The organism is Stenotrophomonas sp. MH181796 (genome assembly GCF_009659995.1).
Taxonomy (GTDB): Bacteria; Pseudomonadota; Gammaproteobacteria; order Xanthomonadales; family Xanthomonadaceae; genus Stenotrophomonas; species Stenotrophomonas riyadhensis.
Map to the genome: position 1 here is coordinate 57,664 of NZ_RAHU01000011.1, position 17,722 is coordinate 75,385.

14 protein-coding genes and 1 riboswitch are annotated in these 17,722 nt (G+C 67.2%); of the genes, 4 read left to right on the top strand and 10 right to left on the bottom strand.

Translation table 11 applies throughout. The annotated features are described in order from the left end of the window. Positions 1–26: 26 nt before the first annotated feature. The 5 genes from D5301_RS22855 to D5301_RS22875 form a co-directional block, all read right to left on the bottom strand. Positions 27–758 carry a suppressor of fused domain protein gene (locus D5301_RS22855; RefSeq protein WP_153856982.1) on the bottom strand — a complete coding sequence of 244 codons (732 nt, stop codon included), beginning with the start codon at positions 756–758 and terminating at the stop codon, positions 27–29. A 125-nt stretch (positions 759–883) separates the two neighbouring features. Next, complete coding sequence (locus D5301_RS22860; protein WP_008267278.1) at positions 884–1,807, bottom strand: ParB/RepB/Spo0J family partition protein; 924 nt, start codon at positions 1,805–1,807, stop codon at positions 884–886. Next, complete coding sequence (locus D5301_RS22865; protein ID WP_088028059.1) at positions 1,807–2,604, bottom strand: ParA family protein; 798 nt, start codon at positions 2,602–2,604, stop codon at positions 1,807–1,809. The genes D5301_RS22860 and D5301_RS22865 overlap by 1 nt, the downstream gene beginning before the upstream one ends. Before the next feature lie 112 nt (positions 2,605–2,716). Further along, entirely contained in the window at positions 2,717–3,355 is a 639-nt protein-coding gene (rsmG, locus tag D5301_RS22870) for a 16S rRNA (guanine(527)-N(7))-methyltransferase RsmG (RefSeq protein WP_110714179.1), read from the bottom strand. Between the two features lie 39 nt (positions 3,356–3,394). Continuing rightward, a complete protein-coding gene (locus D5301_RS22875) occupies positions 3,395–3,994 on the bottom strand; it encodes a 4'-phosphopantetheinyl transferase superfamily protein (protein ID WP_153856990.1) in 600 nt (199 codons plus the stop codon). An 84-nt stretch (positions 3,995–4,078) separates the two neighbouring features. Here D5301_RS22875 and D5301_RS22880 point away from each other — a divergent pair, with 84 nt between their 5' ends. Beyond that, positions 4,079–4,330 (top strand): GlsB/YeaQ/YmgE family stress response membrane protein, encoded by a 252-nt coding sequence (locus D5301_RS22880; protein ID WP_005411656.1) that lies wholly within the window; start codon positions 4,079–4,081, stop codon positions 4,328–4,330. Positions 4,331–4,402: 72 nt separating this feature from the next. On the opposite strand, the gene xth is transcribed toward D5301_RS22880, so the two are convergent. The 4 genes from xth to D5301_RS22900 form a co-directional block, all read right to left on the bottom strand. After that, on the bottom strand, positions 4,403–5,170 hold the full coding sequence (gene xth / locus D5301_RS22885) for an exodeoxyribonuclease III (RefSeq protein ID WP_111204318.1): 768 nt from the start codon (positions 5,168–5,170) through the stop codon (positions 4,403–4,405). Positions 5,171–5,362: 192 nt separating this feature from the next. Beyond that, positions 5,363–6,772 carry a coniferyl aldehyde dehydrogenase gene (locus D5301_RS22890; RefSeq protein WP_153856983.1) on the bottom strand — a complete coding sequence of 470 codons (1,410 nt, stop codon included), beginning with the start codon at positions 6,770–6,772 and terminating at the stop codon, positions 5,363–5,365. 155 nt (positions 6,773–6,927) lie between these two features. Further along, positions 6,928–8,592 carry an MFS transporter gene (locus tag D5301_RS22895; RefSeq protein WP_014038977.1) on the bottom strand — a complete coding sequence of 555 codons (1,665 nt, stop codon included), beginning with the start codon at positions 8,590–8,592 and terminating at the stop codon, positions 6,928–6,930. A gap of 111 nt (positions 8,593–8,703) precedes the next feature. Next, the gene (locus D5301_RS22900) at positions 8,704–10,131 is read right to left on the bottom strand and encodes a DcaP family trimeric outer membrane transporter (RefSeq protein WP_153856984.1); all 1,428 of its coding nucleotides are present in this window, start codon (positions 10,129–10,131) and stop codon (positions 8,704–8,706) included. A 245-nt stretch (positions 10,132–10,376) separates the two neighbouring features. On the opposite strand from D5301_RS22900, the gene acs reads away from it, so the two are divergent. From acs to D5301_RS22915, 3 genes are all read left to right on the top strand, one after another. Continuing rightward, positions 10,377–12,320 (top strand): acetate--CoA ligase, encoded by a 1,944-nt coding sequence (gene acs / locus D5301_RS22905; protein ID WP_135966351.1) that lies wholly within the window; start codon positions 10,377–10,379, stop codon positions 12,318–12,320. Positions 12,321–12,400: 80 nt separating this feature from the next. Further along, positions 12,401–13,066: a response regulator transcription factor gene (locus tag D5301_RS22910; protein ID WP_005411662.1), complete on the top strand. Its 666-nt coding sequence runs from the start codon at positions 12,401–12,403 to the stop codon at positions 13,064–13,066. A 233-nt stretch (positions 13,067–13,299) separates the two neighbouring features. Then, a riboswitch (yybP-ykoY riboswitch) is annotated at positions 13,300–13,389 on the top strand. An 88-nt stretch (positions 13,390–13,477) separates the two neighbouring features. Then, entirely contained in the window at positions 13,478–14,053 is a 576-nt protein-coding gene (locus tag D5301_RS22915) for a manganese efflux pump MntP family protein (RefSeq protein ID WP_153856985.1), read from the top strand. Positions 14,054–14,064: 11 nt separating this feature from the next. On the opposite strand, the gene D5301_RS22920 is transcribed toward D5301_RS22915, so the two are convergent. Beyond that, the gene (locus D5301_RS22920) at positions 14,065–17,571 is read right to left on the bottom strand and encodes a PAS domain-containing hybrid sensor histidine kinase/response regulator (RefSeq protein ID WP_324187381.1); all 3,507 of its coding nucleotides are present in this window, start codon (positions 17,569–17,571) and stop codon (positions 14,065–14,067) included. Positions 17,572–17,722: the final 151 nt, after the last annotated feature.

The following is a 17,722-nucleotide window of genomic DNA, read 5'->3' on the forward strand; positions in this document are numbered from 1 at the left end:
AATTCAGGCCCCTGATGTTACCGGTCTCAGAACAAACCGAAACGCTTCCTGGCGACGTTGACGCGGCCCAGCTCGATCACATCGTTGATCTGCTTCGCATCGAAGCGGTCGAGCAGGGCGTCGGCGCCCTTCTTCAGCTTCAGGTCCATCTCTTCCGGATACAGCGGAACCAGGCTCATGAAGCTGATGGTCCTGCCATCCTCCAGCTCCAGCGTGGCGAAGTCCTCCGGAGCAGTCACCGGCATCAGCACGATGGCACCGTCGAAGCCTGCTCCGGGCGCATAAGGCTCGCTGGGATGGCCGTTGGGAATGGTGTGGCCGAAGCCCAGCCACGTGTCGTACTCGTGCGGCAGCCGCGCCATGCCCTTCAGCAGGCGCACCGGCCAGTAATTGCGCTCGTCCTCGAAGGCGTCCTGGGACATCGGCCAATCGGCCGGCAGGGTCACCATAAGCTCCATGTAGCGCGGCACGTCCGCATCCACCTCGGCGGGCACGGTCATCGGCAGATCGCTCATGCCGGAGGTCACCAGCCGCAGATACGGGAACTGATCATTGGCCGGCACCACGTGCACATCGATGTGCACCAGGTCGGAGATGATCTCGTGGAAGACACCGGACACCGGGCCCAGATGGCGCTCGATGTGCGCGCCGATCGCCTCGATGTGTTCTTCGCCCTGCGGCGGGGTGAAATCCTTCTGGCGGCTGTGCACCAGGATCGGGCTGCCGCCCGGGCTGACGTCGTCGAATGCGTTGCTCATGTCCTGCTCCCTGGATGAGGCCACGGGCCGGAAGGCAGTACATCCCACGGCGCGCGCGGCGGTACGTTCCCTGTCATTCGCGGGACACGGCAGGAACGGGCCGCGCCCCTGTCACTGCGCCGGGCTCAGCCCTGGCGCGTGCGCAGCTTTTCCAGCACGCCGTCCAGGGTGTCCAGGTCGGTGTAGTGGATGATCAGCTTGCCCTTGCCGCCGCGACCATGGTTGATCGCCACCTTGGCCCCCAGGGCTTCGGACAGCTCGGTTTCCAGCGAGGCGATGTCGGCCTGCTGCACCTTCGGCGTGGCCACTGGGCGGTTGCTCGGCACCTTGCCGGCAGCGAAGGCCTGCGCACGGCGCTCGACCTCGCGCACCGACCAGCCTTCATCGGCCGCTTCCTGCGCCAGCTTGCCGGCCAGCTCGGGGGCCAGGGTCAGCAGCGCGCGGGCATGGCCCATTTCCAGGCGGCGGGTTTCCAGCAGTAGGCGGATCGCCACCGGCAGCTCCAGCAGGCGCAGCAGGTTGGACACCGCCGCGCGCGAGCGGCCGACGGCCTCGGCGGCCTCGGCATGGGTCAGGGTGAACTCGCTGATCAGGCGCTGCAGCGCCTCGGCTTCTTCCAGCGGGTTGAGGTCTTCGCGCTGGATGTTCTCGATCAGCGCCATCGCGATGACGGTGCGGTCTTCCAGCTCGCGCACCACCACCGGCACTTCGTCCAGGCCGGCCAGCTGCGATGCGCGCCAGCGGCGTTCGCCGGCAACGATTTCGTAGTTGCCCGCCGGCAGCTGGCGCACCAGGATCGGCTGGATCACGCCCTGCGACTTGATCGAGTCGGCCAGCTCGGAGAGCTTGCCCTCGTCCATCTCGCGACGCGGCTGGTACTTGCCCGGCTGCAGCTGGCCCACGGCCAGCTTGCGCAGCACTTCACCCGGCAGCGGCTCGATCACCGCGGTGGTGGCCTGCACCTGGCTGACCGCACCCTTGGGACCCAGCAGGGCATCCAGGCCACGGCCGAGGCCTCGCTTCTTGGCTGCCGGCTTGCTGCTGGTCATCAGACGGTCTCCACGGCCTTGGCGGCCTTGTTGCGTTCGTTGTTGCGGCGGATGATCTCGCCGGCCAGGCCCAGGTAGGCCACGCCACCGCGCGAGGCGCGGTCGTAGCCGACGATGCTCTGACCATGGCTGGGCGCCTCGGCCAGGCGCACGTTGCGCGGCACGATGGTGCGGAACACGCGGTCGCCGAAGTGCTCGGTGAGCTCGGCCGAGACCGCGTTGGCCAGGTTGTTGCGCACATCGAACATGGTGCGCAGCACGCCTTCGATCTCCAGCGCCGGGTTCAGGCTGGTGCGCAGCGCCTCGATGGTCTCCACCAGCGCGCTCAGGCCTTCCAGCGCGTAGTACTCGCACTGCATCGGCACGATCACCGAGTCGGCGGCGGCCAGCGCGTTGAGCGTCAGCAGCGACAGCGCCGGCGGGCAGTCGATCAGGATGTAGTCGTACTCGTCGCGGATCGGCGCCAGCGCGCGCTTGAGGCGCTGCTCGCGCTCGCTCTGGCCCATCAGCTGGATCTCGGCGGCGGTCAGGTCGATGTTGCCGGGCAGCAGGTCATAGCCTTCGGCGGTCTGCACGCGTACATCGACGGCGCTGGACTCGCCCAGCAGCAGATCGTAGGTGGAGGAGACCAGCTCACGCTTGTCCACGCCACTGCCCATGGTCGCGTTGCCCTGCGAATCCAGGTCGACCAACAGCACGCGCTTGGGTGCGTTGGCCAAGGAAGCGGCCAGGTTGACGGCGGTCGTGGTCTTGCCGACGCCACCCTTCTGGTTGGCGATGGCGATGATGCGGGCCATGCGGGTGTGCCTCGTCGACGTGTGCTGGGACCGGTCATTATGCGTACAACCGGCCCCTTGCGGAAATCGTGAATCGCCAACCCGTTGTTCCACAAGGGGCTGGCGGCGGGAATCAGGGACCTGTAACGGTAACCAGATGGCGTTCGCCGGCCAGGCCAGGCACGCTCAGCGGGGTCACCTCACGCACCTGCCAGCCATCCGGCAGGTCCGCGATCTCTTCATGCGGGTAGACGCCCTTCATGGCCAGCAGTACGCCGCCGGGGCGCAGTAGGTGGCCACCGACGCGGACGATCCCCGCCAGGGTGTCCATCGCGCGCGCGGTCAGCTGGTCGTAGCGGCCGGCCTCGTCCAGCGCCTCGGCGCGCGATTCGGCCACGCGGGCGTTGTCCAGGCCGAGCTGGCGCACGGCCTCGCGCATGAAGCGCGCCTTCTTGCCGTTGCTTTCCACCAGGGTGACCTGCAGGCCCGGGCAGGCGATCGCCAGCGGGATGCCGGGCAACCCGGGACCGGTACCGAGATCGGCCAGGCTGCCATCAGCCACGAACGGCTGCATCGCCAGCGAGTCGAGCAGGTGGCGGGTGACCATCTCCTGCGGATCGCGGATGGCGGTGAGGTTGTAGGTGCCGTTCCAGCGGTGCAGCAGGGCCAGGTAGCGCAGCAGCGGCGGCGCCAGCGCGGCGTCCAGGCCCATGCTGGCCAGGCCCTGTTCCAGCGTGGCAGCCACGCTGGCGGGAAGTGGGTGTTCGCTCATGCCGACATTATCGCCGGTTTTGCGCGCTGATTCCCCGCTTCAGTGTGGATACCAGGCCAATGCCGCACGGAACTGGCCGGTGGCCTGCCATTCGTGCAGGTGCCAGCGCGCGGCTTCGCCCAGTTCCGGGTCGCACCAGCGCAGGTGCAGGGCGCCATCGGCCCCCGGCGCCAGCTGCAGGCGGTGCAGGCCGAACGAGATGCCCTGCCCGTGCGCCTTCAGCATCGCTTCCTTGGCACACCACACGCGGAAGAACCAGTGCTCGCGCCCGGCCTCGTCCAGGCTTTCCAGCCAGGCCACTTCCTGGGGGTGGAAGAAACGCTGCACGATCTCCAGCAGGCGGGCCCGCGGCCGCAGCAGCTCCAGATCCACGCCCAGCCGCACGCCTTCGCCCAGCGCCACCAGCAGCACCTCGCCGCTGTGGCTCCAGCCGGTGCCGTAGTGGGCCAGCGCACCGCTCAGCTCCGGCCGGCCCTTGTCATCGCGGACCAGCGGCAGCGTGTCCGGGTCGGCGCCCAGCGCCTGCGCCAGCACCTGCCGCGCCTGCGGTTCGCCGCGGTGGCCCGGCACGTGCGGGCGCCGCCAGACCGTCACCGGGCCGAAGCGCCACGGGCCGTCGAGGGTGGCTGGCAGGCTCATCCGCACGCGCCCATCACGCAATTCCACGACGGGTTCACGGCCGTGCGCGTCAACTGGTCACAGTTCCCCACCGGAGGTTCGATCATGGGCATCATCATCTGGCTGATCGTCGGCGGCATCGTAGGCTGGCTGGCCAGCATCATCATGAAGCGCGATGCCCAGCAGGGCATCATCCTCAACATCGTGGTCGGCATCGTCGGCGCGCTGATTTCCGGCTGGCTGTTCGGCGGCGGCATCAACGAAGCGATCACCATCCGCACCTTCCTGTTCTCGCTGATCGGTGCGGTGATCCTGCTGGCGATCGTCAATCTGTTCACCCGCAAGAGCATACGGTGATCTGAGGGTAGTGCCGGCCGCCGGCCGGCAGATGTTTCAGAACGGGCCCGGCAATCGCCGGGCCCCGTTCGTTCAACCCAACTGCACCCATGCCGGCGCGTGGTCACTCGGGCGTTCCCAGGTGCGCGGCTCACGATCAATGCCCGAGGCGACCGCGCTACCCTTCAGCGCATCGGAGACCAGGGTCAGATCGATGCGCAGGCCCAGGTTGCGGCGGAAGCCAGCGGCACGGTAATCCCACCAGCTGAAGGTGCCCGCCTCGTCATTGTGCAGGCGGAAGCCATCGTGCAGGCCCAGCTGCAGCAGCTTGTTGAGCGCGCCGCGCTCGGCGGTGGAGGTGAGGATGTGGTTGTCGTTCCACACCTCCGGGTCGTGCACATCGCGCGCGTCCGGGGCGATGTTGAAGTCGCCCATCACGATCAGCTTCGGGTGCCGCTGCAGTTCTTCGGCGATCCACGCATGCACCGCCTCCAACCAGCGCAGTTTGTAGTCGTACTTGTCGGTGCCGATGTCCTGGCCGTTGACCACGTACAGGTTGATCACCCGCAGGTCGCCGAAGGTGCCCGCGATGACGCGCTTCTGCTCGTCCTCGAAGCCGGGAATGCCGATCTGCACGTCCTGCGCCGGCTCACGCGACAGCAGCGCCACGCCGTTGTAGGTCTTCTGGCCGGCGAACACGCTGCGGTAGCCCGCGGCGATCAGCGCCGAATCGGGGAACTTGTGGTCCTCCAGCTTGGTTTCCTGGATACCGACGATGTCCGGGCCGAACTCCTTGAGCCACTGCTCCAGGTGCGGCAGGCGGACATTGAGCGAATTGACGTTCCACGAGGCGATCTTCATGGGGGCATTCTACCCGGCCCAGGTTTGGTAGACGCCAACCTTGGTTGGCACATGGGGTTCACGCGTGCCAACCAAGGTTGGCACCCACCGGAAGGGGCCGCGCTGGTTGGCACCTACCGGTAGTGCCGGCCGCTGGCCGGCAACCCCATGAACCGTCGGCAAGACCCTGCAGTTGCCGGCCAGCGGCCGGCACTACCGCAAGAGGAACTTCAACAACCCCGCAATCTTCGAATACGGCGGCCGCAGCCGGTCGCTGGCGGCCCAGCGCGACTGCCACAGTACCGGCAGCCGCTTGCTCATCGCATCGAACCCGGCCCGGCCGTGGTACGCGCCCATGCCGCTGGCCCCCACCCCGCCGAACGGCAGGCCATCGGCCGCGAAGTGCAGCAGCGTGTCATTCACCGTCACCCCACCGGCCACCACCTGGCCGAGGATGCGCTCCACCGTCGCCGTGTCGTGGCTGAAGGGATACAGCGCCAGCGGGCGGTCTCGGGACAGCACGTCGGCCAGCGCCGTCTCCAGGTCCGGGTAGGCGCGCACCGGCAGGATAGGCCCGAAGATCTCCTCGCGCATCAGGTCCAGGTCGTCCGGCGGGTCCAGCACCACGGTCGGCACCAGCAGGCGCTCGCGGTCGGCGCGCGCCTCATCCACCTGCGCCAACGGAATCACCGGCACGCCACGTTCGCGCGCCTGCGCCAGATAGCCCTGCAGGCGCCGGTACTGGCCTTCGTTGATGATGCGCGTGTAATCGTCGGCATCGCTGAAGTCGCCGTAGCGCTCGCGTACCTGCTGCTGCAGCACCTGCACGAACTCACGCTGGCGCACGGTATCAATCAGCACGTAATCCGGCGCGATGCAGGTCTGGCCGGCGTTGAACCATTTGCCAGTGGCCAGCCGCGCGGCGGCCTTTTCCAGCGGGAAATCGCGGCAGACAATCGCCGGCGACTTGCCGCCCAGTTCCAGCGTGACAGGCACCAGATGCTCGGCGGCAGCGGCCATCACCTTGCGGCCAACCGCCGTCGAGCCGGTGAACAGCAGATGGTCCAGCGGCAGCGATGACACCGCCGCGGCCACATCCGCCCCACCCTGCACCACCGCCACGCGATCGGGCGGGAACACACTGGCCAGCAGATCGGCCAGGAACGCACTGGTGCGTGGCGTGTGTTCCGAGGGCTTGAGTAACACGTGGTTGCCGGCGGCGATGGCGGTGGCCAGCGGCACCAGCGCCAGCGTGACCGGGTAGTTCCAGGGCGAGATCACCCCGACCACGCCCAGCGGTGTCGGCCGCAGCTGCGCGCGCGCCGGCCACAGCCGCCAGCCGGCGCCCACCCGCTGCGGCTTCGACCAGCGGCGCAGGTGACGGCGCAGGTGGTCGATGGCCGACAGCACGCTCATGCCATCGGCCAGCTTCGATTCGACGTGGGCGCGATGGCCGAAGTCCTCGGCGATGGCCTGGGCCATTTCGTCCAGACGCGGCTTCAACGCCTCGCGCAGGCGGCGCAGGTCATTCTCGCGCTGGTCCAGCGACGGGCGCTGCGACTGCCACGCGCTGCGCAGGGTGTGCAGGATGGCGGGGAGGTCTGCCGGCGTGGTGGTGGTCATGGGCCGACTATACGGGGTGCAGCACGTCTCGATGGGGTCAGATCCCTTTCGCAGGCGAAAGGGATCTGACCCCAAAAACAGGGAAACAAAAAGGCCGCGGTCTGCACCGCGGCCCCTGAAACCCGGTGGGTGCCGACCGTTGGTCGGCACGCCGGTTATTTGGTGATATCCACGTCCTTGGTCTCGCGCAGGAACAGGCCGCCGATCACCACCGACATCAACGCGATGATGATGGGGTACCACAGGCCGTAGTACAGGTTGCCGGTACCGGCCACCAGCGCGAACGAGATCGCCGGCAGGAAGCCACCGAACCAGCCGTTGCCGATGTGGTACGGCAGAGACATCGAGGTGTAGCGGATGCGGGTCGGGAACAGTTCGACCAGGTAGGCGGCAATCGGGCCGTAGACCATGGTCACGTACAGCACCAGCAGCCACAGCATGAAGATGGTGCCGGCGATGTTGATGCGTGCACCATCGGCCTTGGCCGGGTAGCCGGCGGTGGTCAGGGCGGTCTTCAGTTCCGCACCGAACGCATCGGCCTTGGCCTTGCCGTCTTCCTTGGTCAGGCCAGCAGCCTCATACGAGGTGACGCTGGCGCTGCCCACGTTCACCATCGCCAGCGAACCGGCGGCGGCGGGCTGCACGTCGTACGGCACACCGGCCTTGGTCAGCGCGGCGGTGGCCACGTCGCAGGAGCTGGTGAACTTGCGCAGGCCGACCGGATCGAACTGGAACGAGCAGGTGGCCGGATCGGCCACGACCAGGGCCGGCGAGCTGCTGCGGGCTTCTTCGATGGCCGGGTTGGCGAAGTGGGTCAGGCCCTTGAAGATCGGGATGTAGGTGACGGCGGCCAGCAGGCAGCCGGCGAGGATGATCTTCTTGCGGCCGATACGGTCGGACAGCCAGCCGAAGAAGATGAAGAACGGCACGCCCAGCGCCAGCGCGGCCGCGATCAGCAGGTAGGAAGTGGTGGCATCGACCTTCAGCATGCTGCTGAGGAAGAACAGCGCGTAGAACTGGCCGCCGTACCAGACCACGGCCTGGCCGGCTGCAGCGCCGAGCAGGACCAGCAGCATCAGCTTCAGGTTGCCGCCCTTCAGGCTGTCACGGAACGGCGTCTTGGAACCCTTGCCCTCGGACTTCATCTGCTGGAACAGCGGCGACTCGCTCAGCTGCAGGCGGATCCACACGGACACGCCCAGCAGCAGGATCGAGACCAGGAACGGAATACGCCAGCCCCAGGCTTCGAAGGCTTCGTTGCCGAGGAAGTAGCGGCAGGCCAGGATGATCAGCAGCGACATGAACAGGCCGAGCGTGGCGGTGCACTGGATGAAGCTGGTGTACAGGCCGCGCTTGTCGTCCGGCGCATGCTCGGCCACGTAGGTGGCGGCACCGCCGTACTCGCCGCCCATCGCCAGGCCCTGGGCCAGGCGCAGGATGATCAGGATCACCGGTGCGGCGAAACCGATCGAGGCGTAGTTGGGCAACACACCGACCAGGAAGGTCGAGATGCCCATGATCAGGATGGTGACCAGGAAGGTGTACTTGCGGCCGATGCGGTCGCCGAGGCTGCCGAAGAAGGCCGCACCGAACGGACGCACGAAGAAGCCGGCGGCGAACGCCAGCAGGGCGAAGATCATGCCCGTGGTTTCATTGACGCCACTGAAGAACTGCTTGGCGATGATGGCGGCGAGCGAGCCATACAGGAAGAAGTCATACCACTCGAAGACCGTACCGAGGCTCGAGGCGAAGATGACTTTCTTGTGGCCCTTGGTCAGGGTGCCCGCTGGATTGTGCGGGCTTGATGCAGTGCTGGACATGGGACGTTTTCCCTCTGTAGATGCTGGCCTTGGCCGGCATTCAATCTCGGTGGGTGCCGACCTTGGTCGGCACTCAATCTCGGTAGGTGCCGGCCGCTGGCCGGCACGCTCTTAGAAGCTGTACTTCGTGGTGAACTGCAACCGGGTGATGTCACCCTTGTTGCCGTTCTCCACTTCGCGACGGCCGTACATCAGCTCGGCGCCGATATCGACCTTGGGCAGCGGCGAATAGAAGATGTTGCCGCGGATGCTCTGCACGCTCTTGGTCACCAGCGGGCCGAGGATGCTGTCGTTGTCGTAGTCGCTGCGCGCGTAGATCAGGTTGGTGCGCAGCTTCGGCGAGAACGCATGCCGCCAGCCCACGTAGCCGGCAAGCACGCCGGTCGGGTTGAGCTCGTCGCGGGCCACGTCGTAGGCACTGTCGGCGGTGATGCCCAGGCCGATGTAGCGGGCGATGCCTTCGCCGCCGGTCAGCTGGTAGTGCAGCGAATCGCTGTCGCCCATCACCCACTTGCCGCCCAGGGTCAGGCCGCCGGCCACCTTGTCGGCCTTGGCGCCGGTGGCCTGGTTGTCGACCTTCAGCTGACGGACGATGCCGCCGACACCGAAGGTGCCCCAGTCGCCCTTCCAGCCATAGCGCATGGTCAGATCAGGCAGGCTGCCACGGTCGGAGTTGGCGCTGGTGTTGGTCCAGGCGCCGGTGACCGGGTTGCGGGTACCGGTGAGCGTGGTGGTTTCCGGGTTTTCCAGCGCGACGCTGAAGCCGCCCTGGGTGTAGCGCACCTGGGCCTGGCGCACAAAGATCACGCCATCGGTGGGACCGACGAAGTCGACCGCTTCCGGCAGTGCGGCCGCGTCCATGAAGTTGGACCAGGTCTGGCCGGCCATCCAGTTGTTCCAGTACATGTAGGCGTGGCGCAGGGTCACACCGTAGGTATTGGTGGCGGTCTGGTTGCCCAGCGAGTTGCCGAAGAAGTCCATCTCGAAGAACGCACCGGCCTTGTTGCCCGATTCGCTCACGTTGTCGATGCCCAGGTTGAAGCGCGAGAACTTGGCGTGGGCATTGAAGTCGGTGCCCGAACGCTTGCCGCTGCCGCCGGCGCCTTCCACCGGGGTCTGGCCCGGCAGGTACAGCGAGCGGCCGGTGGCGTCGTCGGCCAGCTGGCCATCGCTGGTCTGGGTGGCGAGGAAATCGGCCTTGATGAAGCCGCCGATCTTGACCGTGGTGCCCGGCGCGGCGCCCGGGGTGATGGTGGTGACCTGGATCGGCTGCTTGCCCGCCGGCACCGAAGCGACCGGCTTCTGCTCGGCCTGCACCGTGCGGACTTCGGTCACCGCCTGCTGGGCCTGGCTGATCTGGGTCTGTTGTTGTTGCTGCGAAGACAGCAGCAGCTGGACCTGGCGTTCCAGTTCGGCAACGCGTGCTTCCAGCGCTTTCTCTTTGGCGGTCTCAGCGAACGCCATGCCCGGTGCGACCAGGGCGACCAACAGGCAGGCCGCCAAAGGTTTGCGCACGGCTTTCAACGTACGGTGGCTCATGTTGCCCTCTCTCCCAAGTGGCAAGGTGATGCCGCGCGTGGGGCACGGTCGAGCCGAGACTGCGGGGCGATTATGTATAGCGGCTATTCGCCATTGGTCGAACCCGGCCCTGCTGGGCGCTCACTTTCGACCATGGTCTAACCAGAGTGATGACGCGGCCGGGGGTGGATGGGGCAAACTGAAGGGGATCGGTCGCTGCGATGCTGCGACCGCACATACAAAGTCAACGTGCAAGTGAGGGTGCCATGGCTGATATCTACCCCGTCGATCCGCAGTTCGCCGCCAAGGCACGCATCGACAAGACGTCGTACGAACAGCAGTACCAGGCTTCGGTGACCGACCCGGATGGTTTCTGGGGCAAGGCCGCCGAGCGCCTGCAATGGATGCGCAAGCCGACGAAGATCAAGAACGTCAGCTACGACCTGTCCGACTTCCACATCAAGTGGTTCGAAGATGGCGAGCTCAATGCCAGCGTGAACTGCCTGGACCGCCAGCTCGAGACGCGCGGCGACAAGACCGCCCTGCTGTTCGAGCCGGATGGCCCGGATGCACCCGCCCAGCACGTGACCTATCGCGAGCTGTACGAGCGCACCTGCCGCCTCGGCAATGCGCTGCGCAACCTCGGCGTCAAGAAGGGCGACCGGGTCACCATCTACCTGCCGATGATCGTCGACGCCGCCGTGGCCATGCTGGCCTGCGCGCGCATCGGTGCGATCCACTCGGTGGTGTTCGGTGGCTTCGCACCGAACTCGATCGCCGACCGCGTCAGCGACTGCCAGAGCAAGCTGATCATCACCGCAGACGAGGGTCTGCGCGGTGGTCGGAAGATTCCGCTGAAGGCCAACGTCGATGCAGCGTTGAAGCTGCCCGGCACGAACACGGTTGAAACCGTGCTGGTAGTGCGTCACACCGGCGGTGCGGTCGACATGCAGGCGCCGCGCGACCGCTGGTTCCACGATGTGGTGGACAGCCAGCCGGCCACCTGCGAGCCGGAACGCATGAACGCGGAGGACCCGCTGTTCATCCTCTACACCTCCGGTTCCACCGGCAAGCCGAAGGGCGTGCTGCACACCACCGGCGGCTACCTGCTGTACGCGGCCTACACCCATGAAGCGGTGTTCGACCTGCGCGAGGACGACATCTACTGGTGCACCGCCGACGTCGGCTGGGTCACCGGCCACAGCTACATCGTGTACGGGCCGCTGGCCAACGGCGCGACCTCGCTGATGTTCGAAGGCGTGCCGAACTACCCGGACACCTCGCGCTTCTGGAACGTCATCGACAAGCACAAGGTGACCATCTTCTACACCGCCCCGACCGCCATCCGTGCACTGATGCGCGAAGGCGAGGAGCCGGTGAAGAAGACCTCGCGCGCGTCGCTGCGCCTGCTCGGCAGCGTCGGCGAGCCGATCAATCCGGAAGCCTGGCGCTGGTACTACGAAGTGGTCGGCGACAGCCGCTGCCCGATCGTCGATACCTGGTGGCAGACCGAGACCGGCGGCATCCTGATCTCGCCGCTGGCCGGCGCGATGGACCTCAAGCCGGGCTCGGCCACCCTGCCCTTCTTCGGCGTGCAGCCGGCGCTGGTCAATGCCGATGGCGAGATCCAGGACGGCCCGACCGAGGGCAACCTGATCATCCGCGATTCCTGGCCGGGCCAGATGCGCACGGTGTACGGCGACCACCAGCGCTTCATCGATACGTATTTCCGCACCTACCCGGGCAGCTACTTCACCGGCGACGGTTGCCGCCGCGACGAAGACGGCTACTACTGGATCACCGGCCGCGTCGACGACGTGATCAACGTGTCCGGCCACCGCATCGGCACCGCCGAAGTGGAAAGCGCGCTGGTCTCGCACCCGAAGGTGGCCGAAGCCGCGGTGGTCGGCTTCCCGCACGACGTGAAGGGCCAGGGCATCTACGCCTACGTCACCCTGGTGGCCGAAGAAGCACCGAGCGACGAACTGCAGAAGGAACTGGTCGCCTGGGTGCGCAAGGAGATCGGCCCGATCGCCACGCCGGACCACCTGCAGTGGGCGCCAGGCCTGCCGAAGACCCGCTCGGGCAAGATCATGCGCCGCATCCTGCGCAAGATCGCCGAGAACGCGCCGGACCAGCTCGGCGACACCTCGACCCTGGCCGATCCCTCGGTAGTGGCGTCGCTGGTGGACGAACGCAAGGTGCGATGATGCATCACCCGGGGTCAGATCCCTTTCCGCCAGGAAAGGGCTCTGACCCCATGTAGCTTCCCCCACGGTTCCCCCCGACCATGACCACCCTCCTGATTGCCGATGACCACCCGCTGTTCCGCGAAGCCCTGCGTGGGGCGGTGCAGCGGGTCATCCCCGGCGTGCAGCTGTTCGAGGCCGACAGCGTGGAAGCGCTGTATGCGCTGGCCGACCAGCACAACGACGCCGACCTGGTCCTGATGGACCTCAACATGCCCGGTGCGCAGGGTTTCAACGCGCTGGTGCACATGCGCTCGCTGCACCCGCACCTGCCGGTGGTGGTGGTATCCGCGCGCGAAGAAGCCACGGTGATGCGCCGCGCGCTCGACCACGGCGCGCTGGGCTTCATTCCGAAGTCTGCGGATTCGGACACCATCGGCCACGCACTGGGCACCATCCTTGATGGTGAGACCTGGGCGCCGCCGGAAGCGCACAACGTGCCGCCGACCGAGCGCGAGGAACGCGAAGTCGGCCAGCGCCTGCGCGAACTGACCCCGCAGCAGTTCCGCGTGCTGCAGATGCTCGGCGCCGGCCGCTTGAACAAGCAGATCGCCTACGACCTCAACGTCTCCGAAGCGACGATCAAGGCCCACGTCACCGCCATCCTGCGCAAGCTCGGCGTGACCAACCGCACTCAGGCCGTGCTGATGGCCGGCAAGCTGGCCATCGACGACGACGCCATCGTGCTGCCGCCAGAAGAAGACTGAAGGTAGTGCCGGCCGCTGGCCGGCAATCCCCTGAAACGCGCGACATCATCTGAAACCGCACTGGTAGGTGCCAAGCTTGCTTGGCACGCTCTCGGCGTTGCGCATGCCGGCCAGCGGCCGGCACTACCAGGCACCGCTGCGCTCTCGATATAGCCATCGCTATACAAACCAGCCCTGCCTGCGCGTTTCGCTGGAAATGCGCCACGCGCGGATCGCGGTGCTAAGCTTCGCGTCCCCTTGGGGAGTAGCCGGATTCCTTCGCAGGAATCGTCCACGTCAACATACTCGGCCAGTGCGCCGTGGCGTGGACAACCATGATGGTTGGCGAGACCAGCGGCCCGCGCGCGCAACGTCAGGTTGGGCGCGAGCGCAGGCCGTGCGTCCGTCCTAGCCCGACCTCAGCCACCGCCCATGTCCCCCATTTCGATCCTCCTGATCGGCTTTGCCATGTCCACCGATGCCTTCGCCGCTGCCATCGGCAAAGGTGCGGCCATGCGCAAGCCGGTCTTCCGCGACGCACTGCGTGCCGGCATCATCTTCGGCGTCTTCGAGGCGATCACGCCCATCATCGGCTGGCTGCTCGGTCGGGCCGCCCTCCAGTACGTCGAAGCCTTCGACCACTGGATCGCGTTCGGCCTGCTCGGCGCGCTGGGCATCCACATGATCTACAACGGCCTGCGCCCGGACAGTGCCGAGGAAGACGAAGACCCCTCGCAGCACCACGGCTTCTGGAAGCTGGCGCTGACCGGTTTCGCCACCAGCATCGACGCGATGGCGGTGGGCATCGGCCTGGCCTTCATGGACGTGCATATCGGCGTGATGGCTGCGGTGATCGGCCTGTGCACGCTGACCATGGTCACCGTCGGCATCATGCTCGGCCGCGTACTGGGCAGCATGGTCGGCAAGCGTGCGGAGATCATCGGTGGCGTGATCCTGGTGATCATCGGTGCGACGATCCTGTACGAACACCTGCACGGCGTGGGGTAACGCACCCGCGATTACGTGGTTGCCGGCCAGCGGCCGGCACTACTGCGCATCGCGCAGCGCGCCCAGGAAGGCGCGCAGNCATCGCGCAGCGCGCCCAGGAAGGCGCGCAGCGAGGCGGGCTTGATCGGCTTGGTCAGCACGCGGTAGCCGCGTTCGCGCGCCATCCGTTTCAGCTCGTCGCGGCCATCGGCGGTCAACAGTGCGCCGGGCAGCGGGTAACCGGCTGCCTCGCGCAACGCCACCAGCGCATCCAGGCCGTCCATGCGGTCGTGGAGGTGGTAATCCACCAGCATCACCTGCGGGCGCTCGGCGATCTTTTCCAGCGCCTGGTCAACGGTGGCGGCGGTGATCACCTGCACCTGCCAACGGCCGAGCAGTGCGCGCATGCCGTCGAGGATCTCCTCGTCGTTGTCCACGCACAGCACGCGCAGGCCAGCCAGCGAATCGCTGCGTACCGGTGCGGCCACCGCCTGTACCGGCGTGGCCAGCTCGGTATAACCCGGCAATGGCGCCACCCGCGGCAGGATGATCGAGAACATCGAGCCCTTGCCGACCCGGCTGCGTGCGTTCAACCGATGGTCAAGCAGGCGCGAGATGCGCTGGCAGATCGACAGCCCCAGTCCCAGCCCCTGCTCACCCCAGTCGAACGGCTGCTGGTAGCGGTGGAACTCGTCGAAGATCTGCCGCATGTGGTGCTCGGGAATGCCGGGCCCGGTATCCCAGACCTGCAGCTCCACTTCGTCGCCGCGCTGGCGCACGGCCAGCACGATGCGGCCCTGGCGGGTGTAGCGCAGCGCGTTGGCCAGGAAGTTCTGCAACACGCGGCGCAGCAGGCGGCGGTCACTGCGCACCCACGCCGGGCGCGCGAACAGGTCCAGGCGTAGGCCACGACCAGCGGCGACCGGGGTGTACTGCGCGGCCAGTTCGCGCATCAACGCGCTCACGTCGAACTCGCCGATCACCGGGTGCAGGCCACCGGCATCCAGACGCGATACATCCAGCAGGCCATCGAGCAGTTCTTCGGCCGCGCGCAGCGACGCGTCCACGCGCTCGGCCAGATGCTTCTGCTCGTCACTCACGTGATCACTGTCGCGCAGTGCCGAAGCGAACAGGCGCGCTGCGTTCAGCGGCTGCAGCACGTCGTGGCTGATCGCTGCCAGGAAACGGGTCTTCGACTGCTGCGCGACCTCGGCCTCATGCGAGCGTTCGGCCACACGCTGTTCCAGCGTCTCGTTGGCTTCCAGCAGCGCTTTTTCCGCGTGCTTGTAGTCGGTGATGTCGTTGTAGCTGGTCACGTAGCCGCCACCGGGCAGCGCCTGGCCGCGCATCTCGATCACCTTGCCATCGCTTCGGGTGCGCTCGAACACGTGCGGTGAGCCAGCGCGCATGTAGCCGATGCGGCGATTGATCTGCACCTCGATATCGCCCTCGCCCAGCTCGCCGCGCTCGGCGTTGTAGCGGATCAGGTCGGCCACCGGGCGGCCCACGTAGAGCATGCCGTCGGGGTAGCCGAACATGTCCTGGTAACGTCGGTTCCACGCGGTCAGGCGCATGTCCGGGTCGACCACGCTGACCCCGGCGCTGATGTTCTCCAGCGTGGTCGACAGGATCTCGCGGTTGAAACGCAGCTCCTGCCCCGCTTCGTCCAGCACCGCCACCACTTCACCCAGATCCATGCCCGAGCCACGCAACAGGCTGGTCAGCAACAGGCGTGCCGACGCCGCACCGATCGACGCGGCCAGCAGGCGCTCGGTGAACTGCACCCACGGCCGGTCCGCAGGCGCCGAGGATTGCAGCTCGCGGCCCAGCGACTGCGCCTGCTCGAAGAACGAACGCCGCGCATGGCGCTCGCCAACCACGCGCGAGGCCAGTGCCAGCAGGTCACCCACGTGCACGTGACCAGGCCAGCCACCGGCCACCGACGGGCGCTCGGCATACGGGTCGAGGAAGGGTGCGGCGCGCAGCCGCTCGTCGACGCCGGGCCGCCAGCGCGCGGACACCAGCATCATCGTCGCTGCATTGACCAGCAGCGACCAGAACGTGCCGTGGGTCAGCGGGTCCCAGCCGGTCATGCCGAACAGCTGCTGCGGCCGCAGCCACTCGATGCCGAACGGGCCGTGCTGCACCCAGGCGGCATCGACCCAGCCGGCCATGGTCATCGCCGGCAGCAGCAGGGTGTACAGCCAGGTGGCGAAACCGAGCAGCATGCCCGTCTCGACGCCACGACGGCTGGCGCCTCGCCAGTACAGGCCGCCGATCAGACCGGGCGCGAACTGCGCCACCGCTGCGAACGCCATCAGGCCATACGAGGCCAGCGTGCTGTCGTTGCTGCTGGTGCGGTAGTAGCTGTAGGCCATCAGCGCCAGCAGCAGGATCGCCAGGCGGCGGATCCACAGCACGCGCGAGGCGACGTCGGCGGCCTCCTGGTGGTCACCGCTCCGGCGCAGCAGCACCGGCATCACCAGGTCGTTGCTGACCATGGTGGCCAGCGCGATCGACGACACGATCACCATGCCGGTGGCCGCCGAGAAGCCGCCCACATAGGCGATCAGCGCCAGCGCGTTGCGGCCCTCGGCCAGCGGCAGGGCCAGCACCATCGAGTCGTCGGCGACGCTGCCACCGGTGCCGAACAGGGTCACGCCGGCGGTGGCGATCGGCAGCACCATGCCCGAGATCAGCACCAGGTAGCCGCCGAACATCCAGCGCGCGCGGCGCACATCGCGCACGTCACCGCACTCGACCACGGCCACGTGGAACTGGCGCGGCAGGCAGATGATGGCGAGGAAGCTGAGCAGGGTCTGCGAGATGAAGCCCACCGGCGGCAGGCCGGTGAACAGCGTATGCACCGACTCGACCACCGCGTCGGTGCGGTTGCTCAGCCACAGGTAGGCGAACACGCCCACGGCCAGCATCGCCAACAGTTTGATCACCGATTCGAAGGCGATCGCCAGCATCATGCCGTGATGGTGTTCGGTGGCATCGACCTGGCGGGTACCGAACAGGGTGGCGAACAACGCCATCAGCAGCGCCACGTACAGCGCGGGATCGGTGAAGAAGCCAGTGGGGCCGGTGTTGCCAGTCAGTACCTGCAGGCTCATCGCCACCGCTTTGTACTGCAGGGCCAGGTACGGAATGATGCCGATCAGCGCGATGATCGCCACCAGCGCCGCCAGCCGCCGCGAGCGGCCGAAGCGCGATGAGATGAAGTCGGCGATGGACACCACGTTCTGGCTGCGTGCGATCAGCGCCAGGCGCTCGATGATGCGCCAGCCGAACAACAGCAGCAGCAACGGACCGATATAGATCGGCAGGTAGCCCACGCCGTTGCGCACGGCGGTGCCGACCGCGCCGTAGAAGGTCCACGACGAGCAGTACACGGCCAGTGCCAGGCTGTAGACCACCGGCCGCAGCCACGGCCGGTCGGGGTACATCGGCCGACGGTCACCCCACCACGCCACGCCGAACAGCAGCGCGGCATAGGCAACCGAGACCAGCAGCAGGATCCAGCTGGAGACCACGCGCGCGTTTCCGTCGGAGGAACCCGCAGTGTAGGCCAGGCATGGCCGGGTGTACGGGCTCGTTGGGGGCAACCACCCCCACCAGGGTGGGGGCTTCCGCGGTGCGGGCCACGACCGTTGGTCGTGGCTGTGCAGGGGTGGGATATATGGG

Bases quoted from the DNA above. Each gene is read 5' to 3' on its own strand.
- D5301_RS22855 (WP_153856982.1), bottom strand. From the start codon at position 758: ATGAGCAACGCATTCGACGACGTCAGCCCGGGCGGCAGCCCGATCCTG.
- D5301_RS22895 (WP_014038977.1), bottom strand. From the start codon at position 8,592: ATGTCCAGCACTGCATCAAGCCCGCACAATCCAGCGGGCACCCTGACC.
- D5301_RS22915 (WP_153856985.1), top strand. From the start codon at position 13,478: ATGTCCCCCATTTCGATCCTCCTGATCGGCTTTGCCATGTCCACCGAT.
- acs (WP_135966351.1), top strand. From the start codon at position 10,377: ATGGCTGATATCTACCCCGTCGATCCGCAGTTCGCCGCCAAGGCACGC.
- rsmG (WP_110714179.1), bottom strand. From the start codon at position 3,355: ATGAGCGAACACCCACTTCCCGCCAGCGTGGCTGCCACGCTGGAACAG.
- D5301_RS22910 (WP_005411662.1), top strand. From the start codon at position 12,401: ATGACCACCCTCCTGATTGCCGATGACCACCCGCTGTTCCGCGAAGCC.
- D5301_RS22890 (WP_153856983.1), bottom strand. From the start codon at position 6,772: ATGACCACCACCACGCCGGCAGACCTCCCCGCCATCCTGCACACCCTG.
- D5301_RS22860 (WP_008267278.1), bottom strand. From the start codon at position 1,807: ATGACCAGCAGCAAGCCGGCAGCCAAGAAGCGAGGCCTCGGCCGTGGC.
- D5301_RS22880 (WP_005411656.1), top strand. From the start codon at position 4,079: ATGGGCATCATCATCTGGCTGATCGTCGGCGGCATCGTAGGCTGGCTG.
- D5301_RS22865 (WP_088028059.1), bottom strand. From the start codon at position 2,604: ATGGCCCGCATCATCGCCATCGCCAACCAGAAGGGTGGCGTCGGCAAG.
- D5301_RS22900 (WP_153856984.1), bottom strand. From the start codon at position 10,131: ATGAGCCACCGTACGTTGAAAGCCGTGCGCAAACCTTTGGCGGCCTGC.
- D5301_RS22875 (WP_153856990.1), bottom strand. From the start codon at position 3,994: ATGAGCCTGCCAGCCACCCTCGACGGCCCGTGGCGCTTCGGCCCGGTG.
- xth (WP_111204318.1), bottom strand. From the start codon at position 5,170: ATGAAGATCGCCTCGTGGAACGTCAATTCGCTCAATGTCCGCCTGCCG.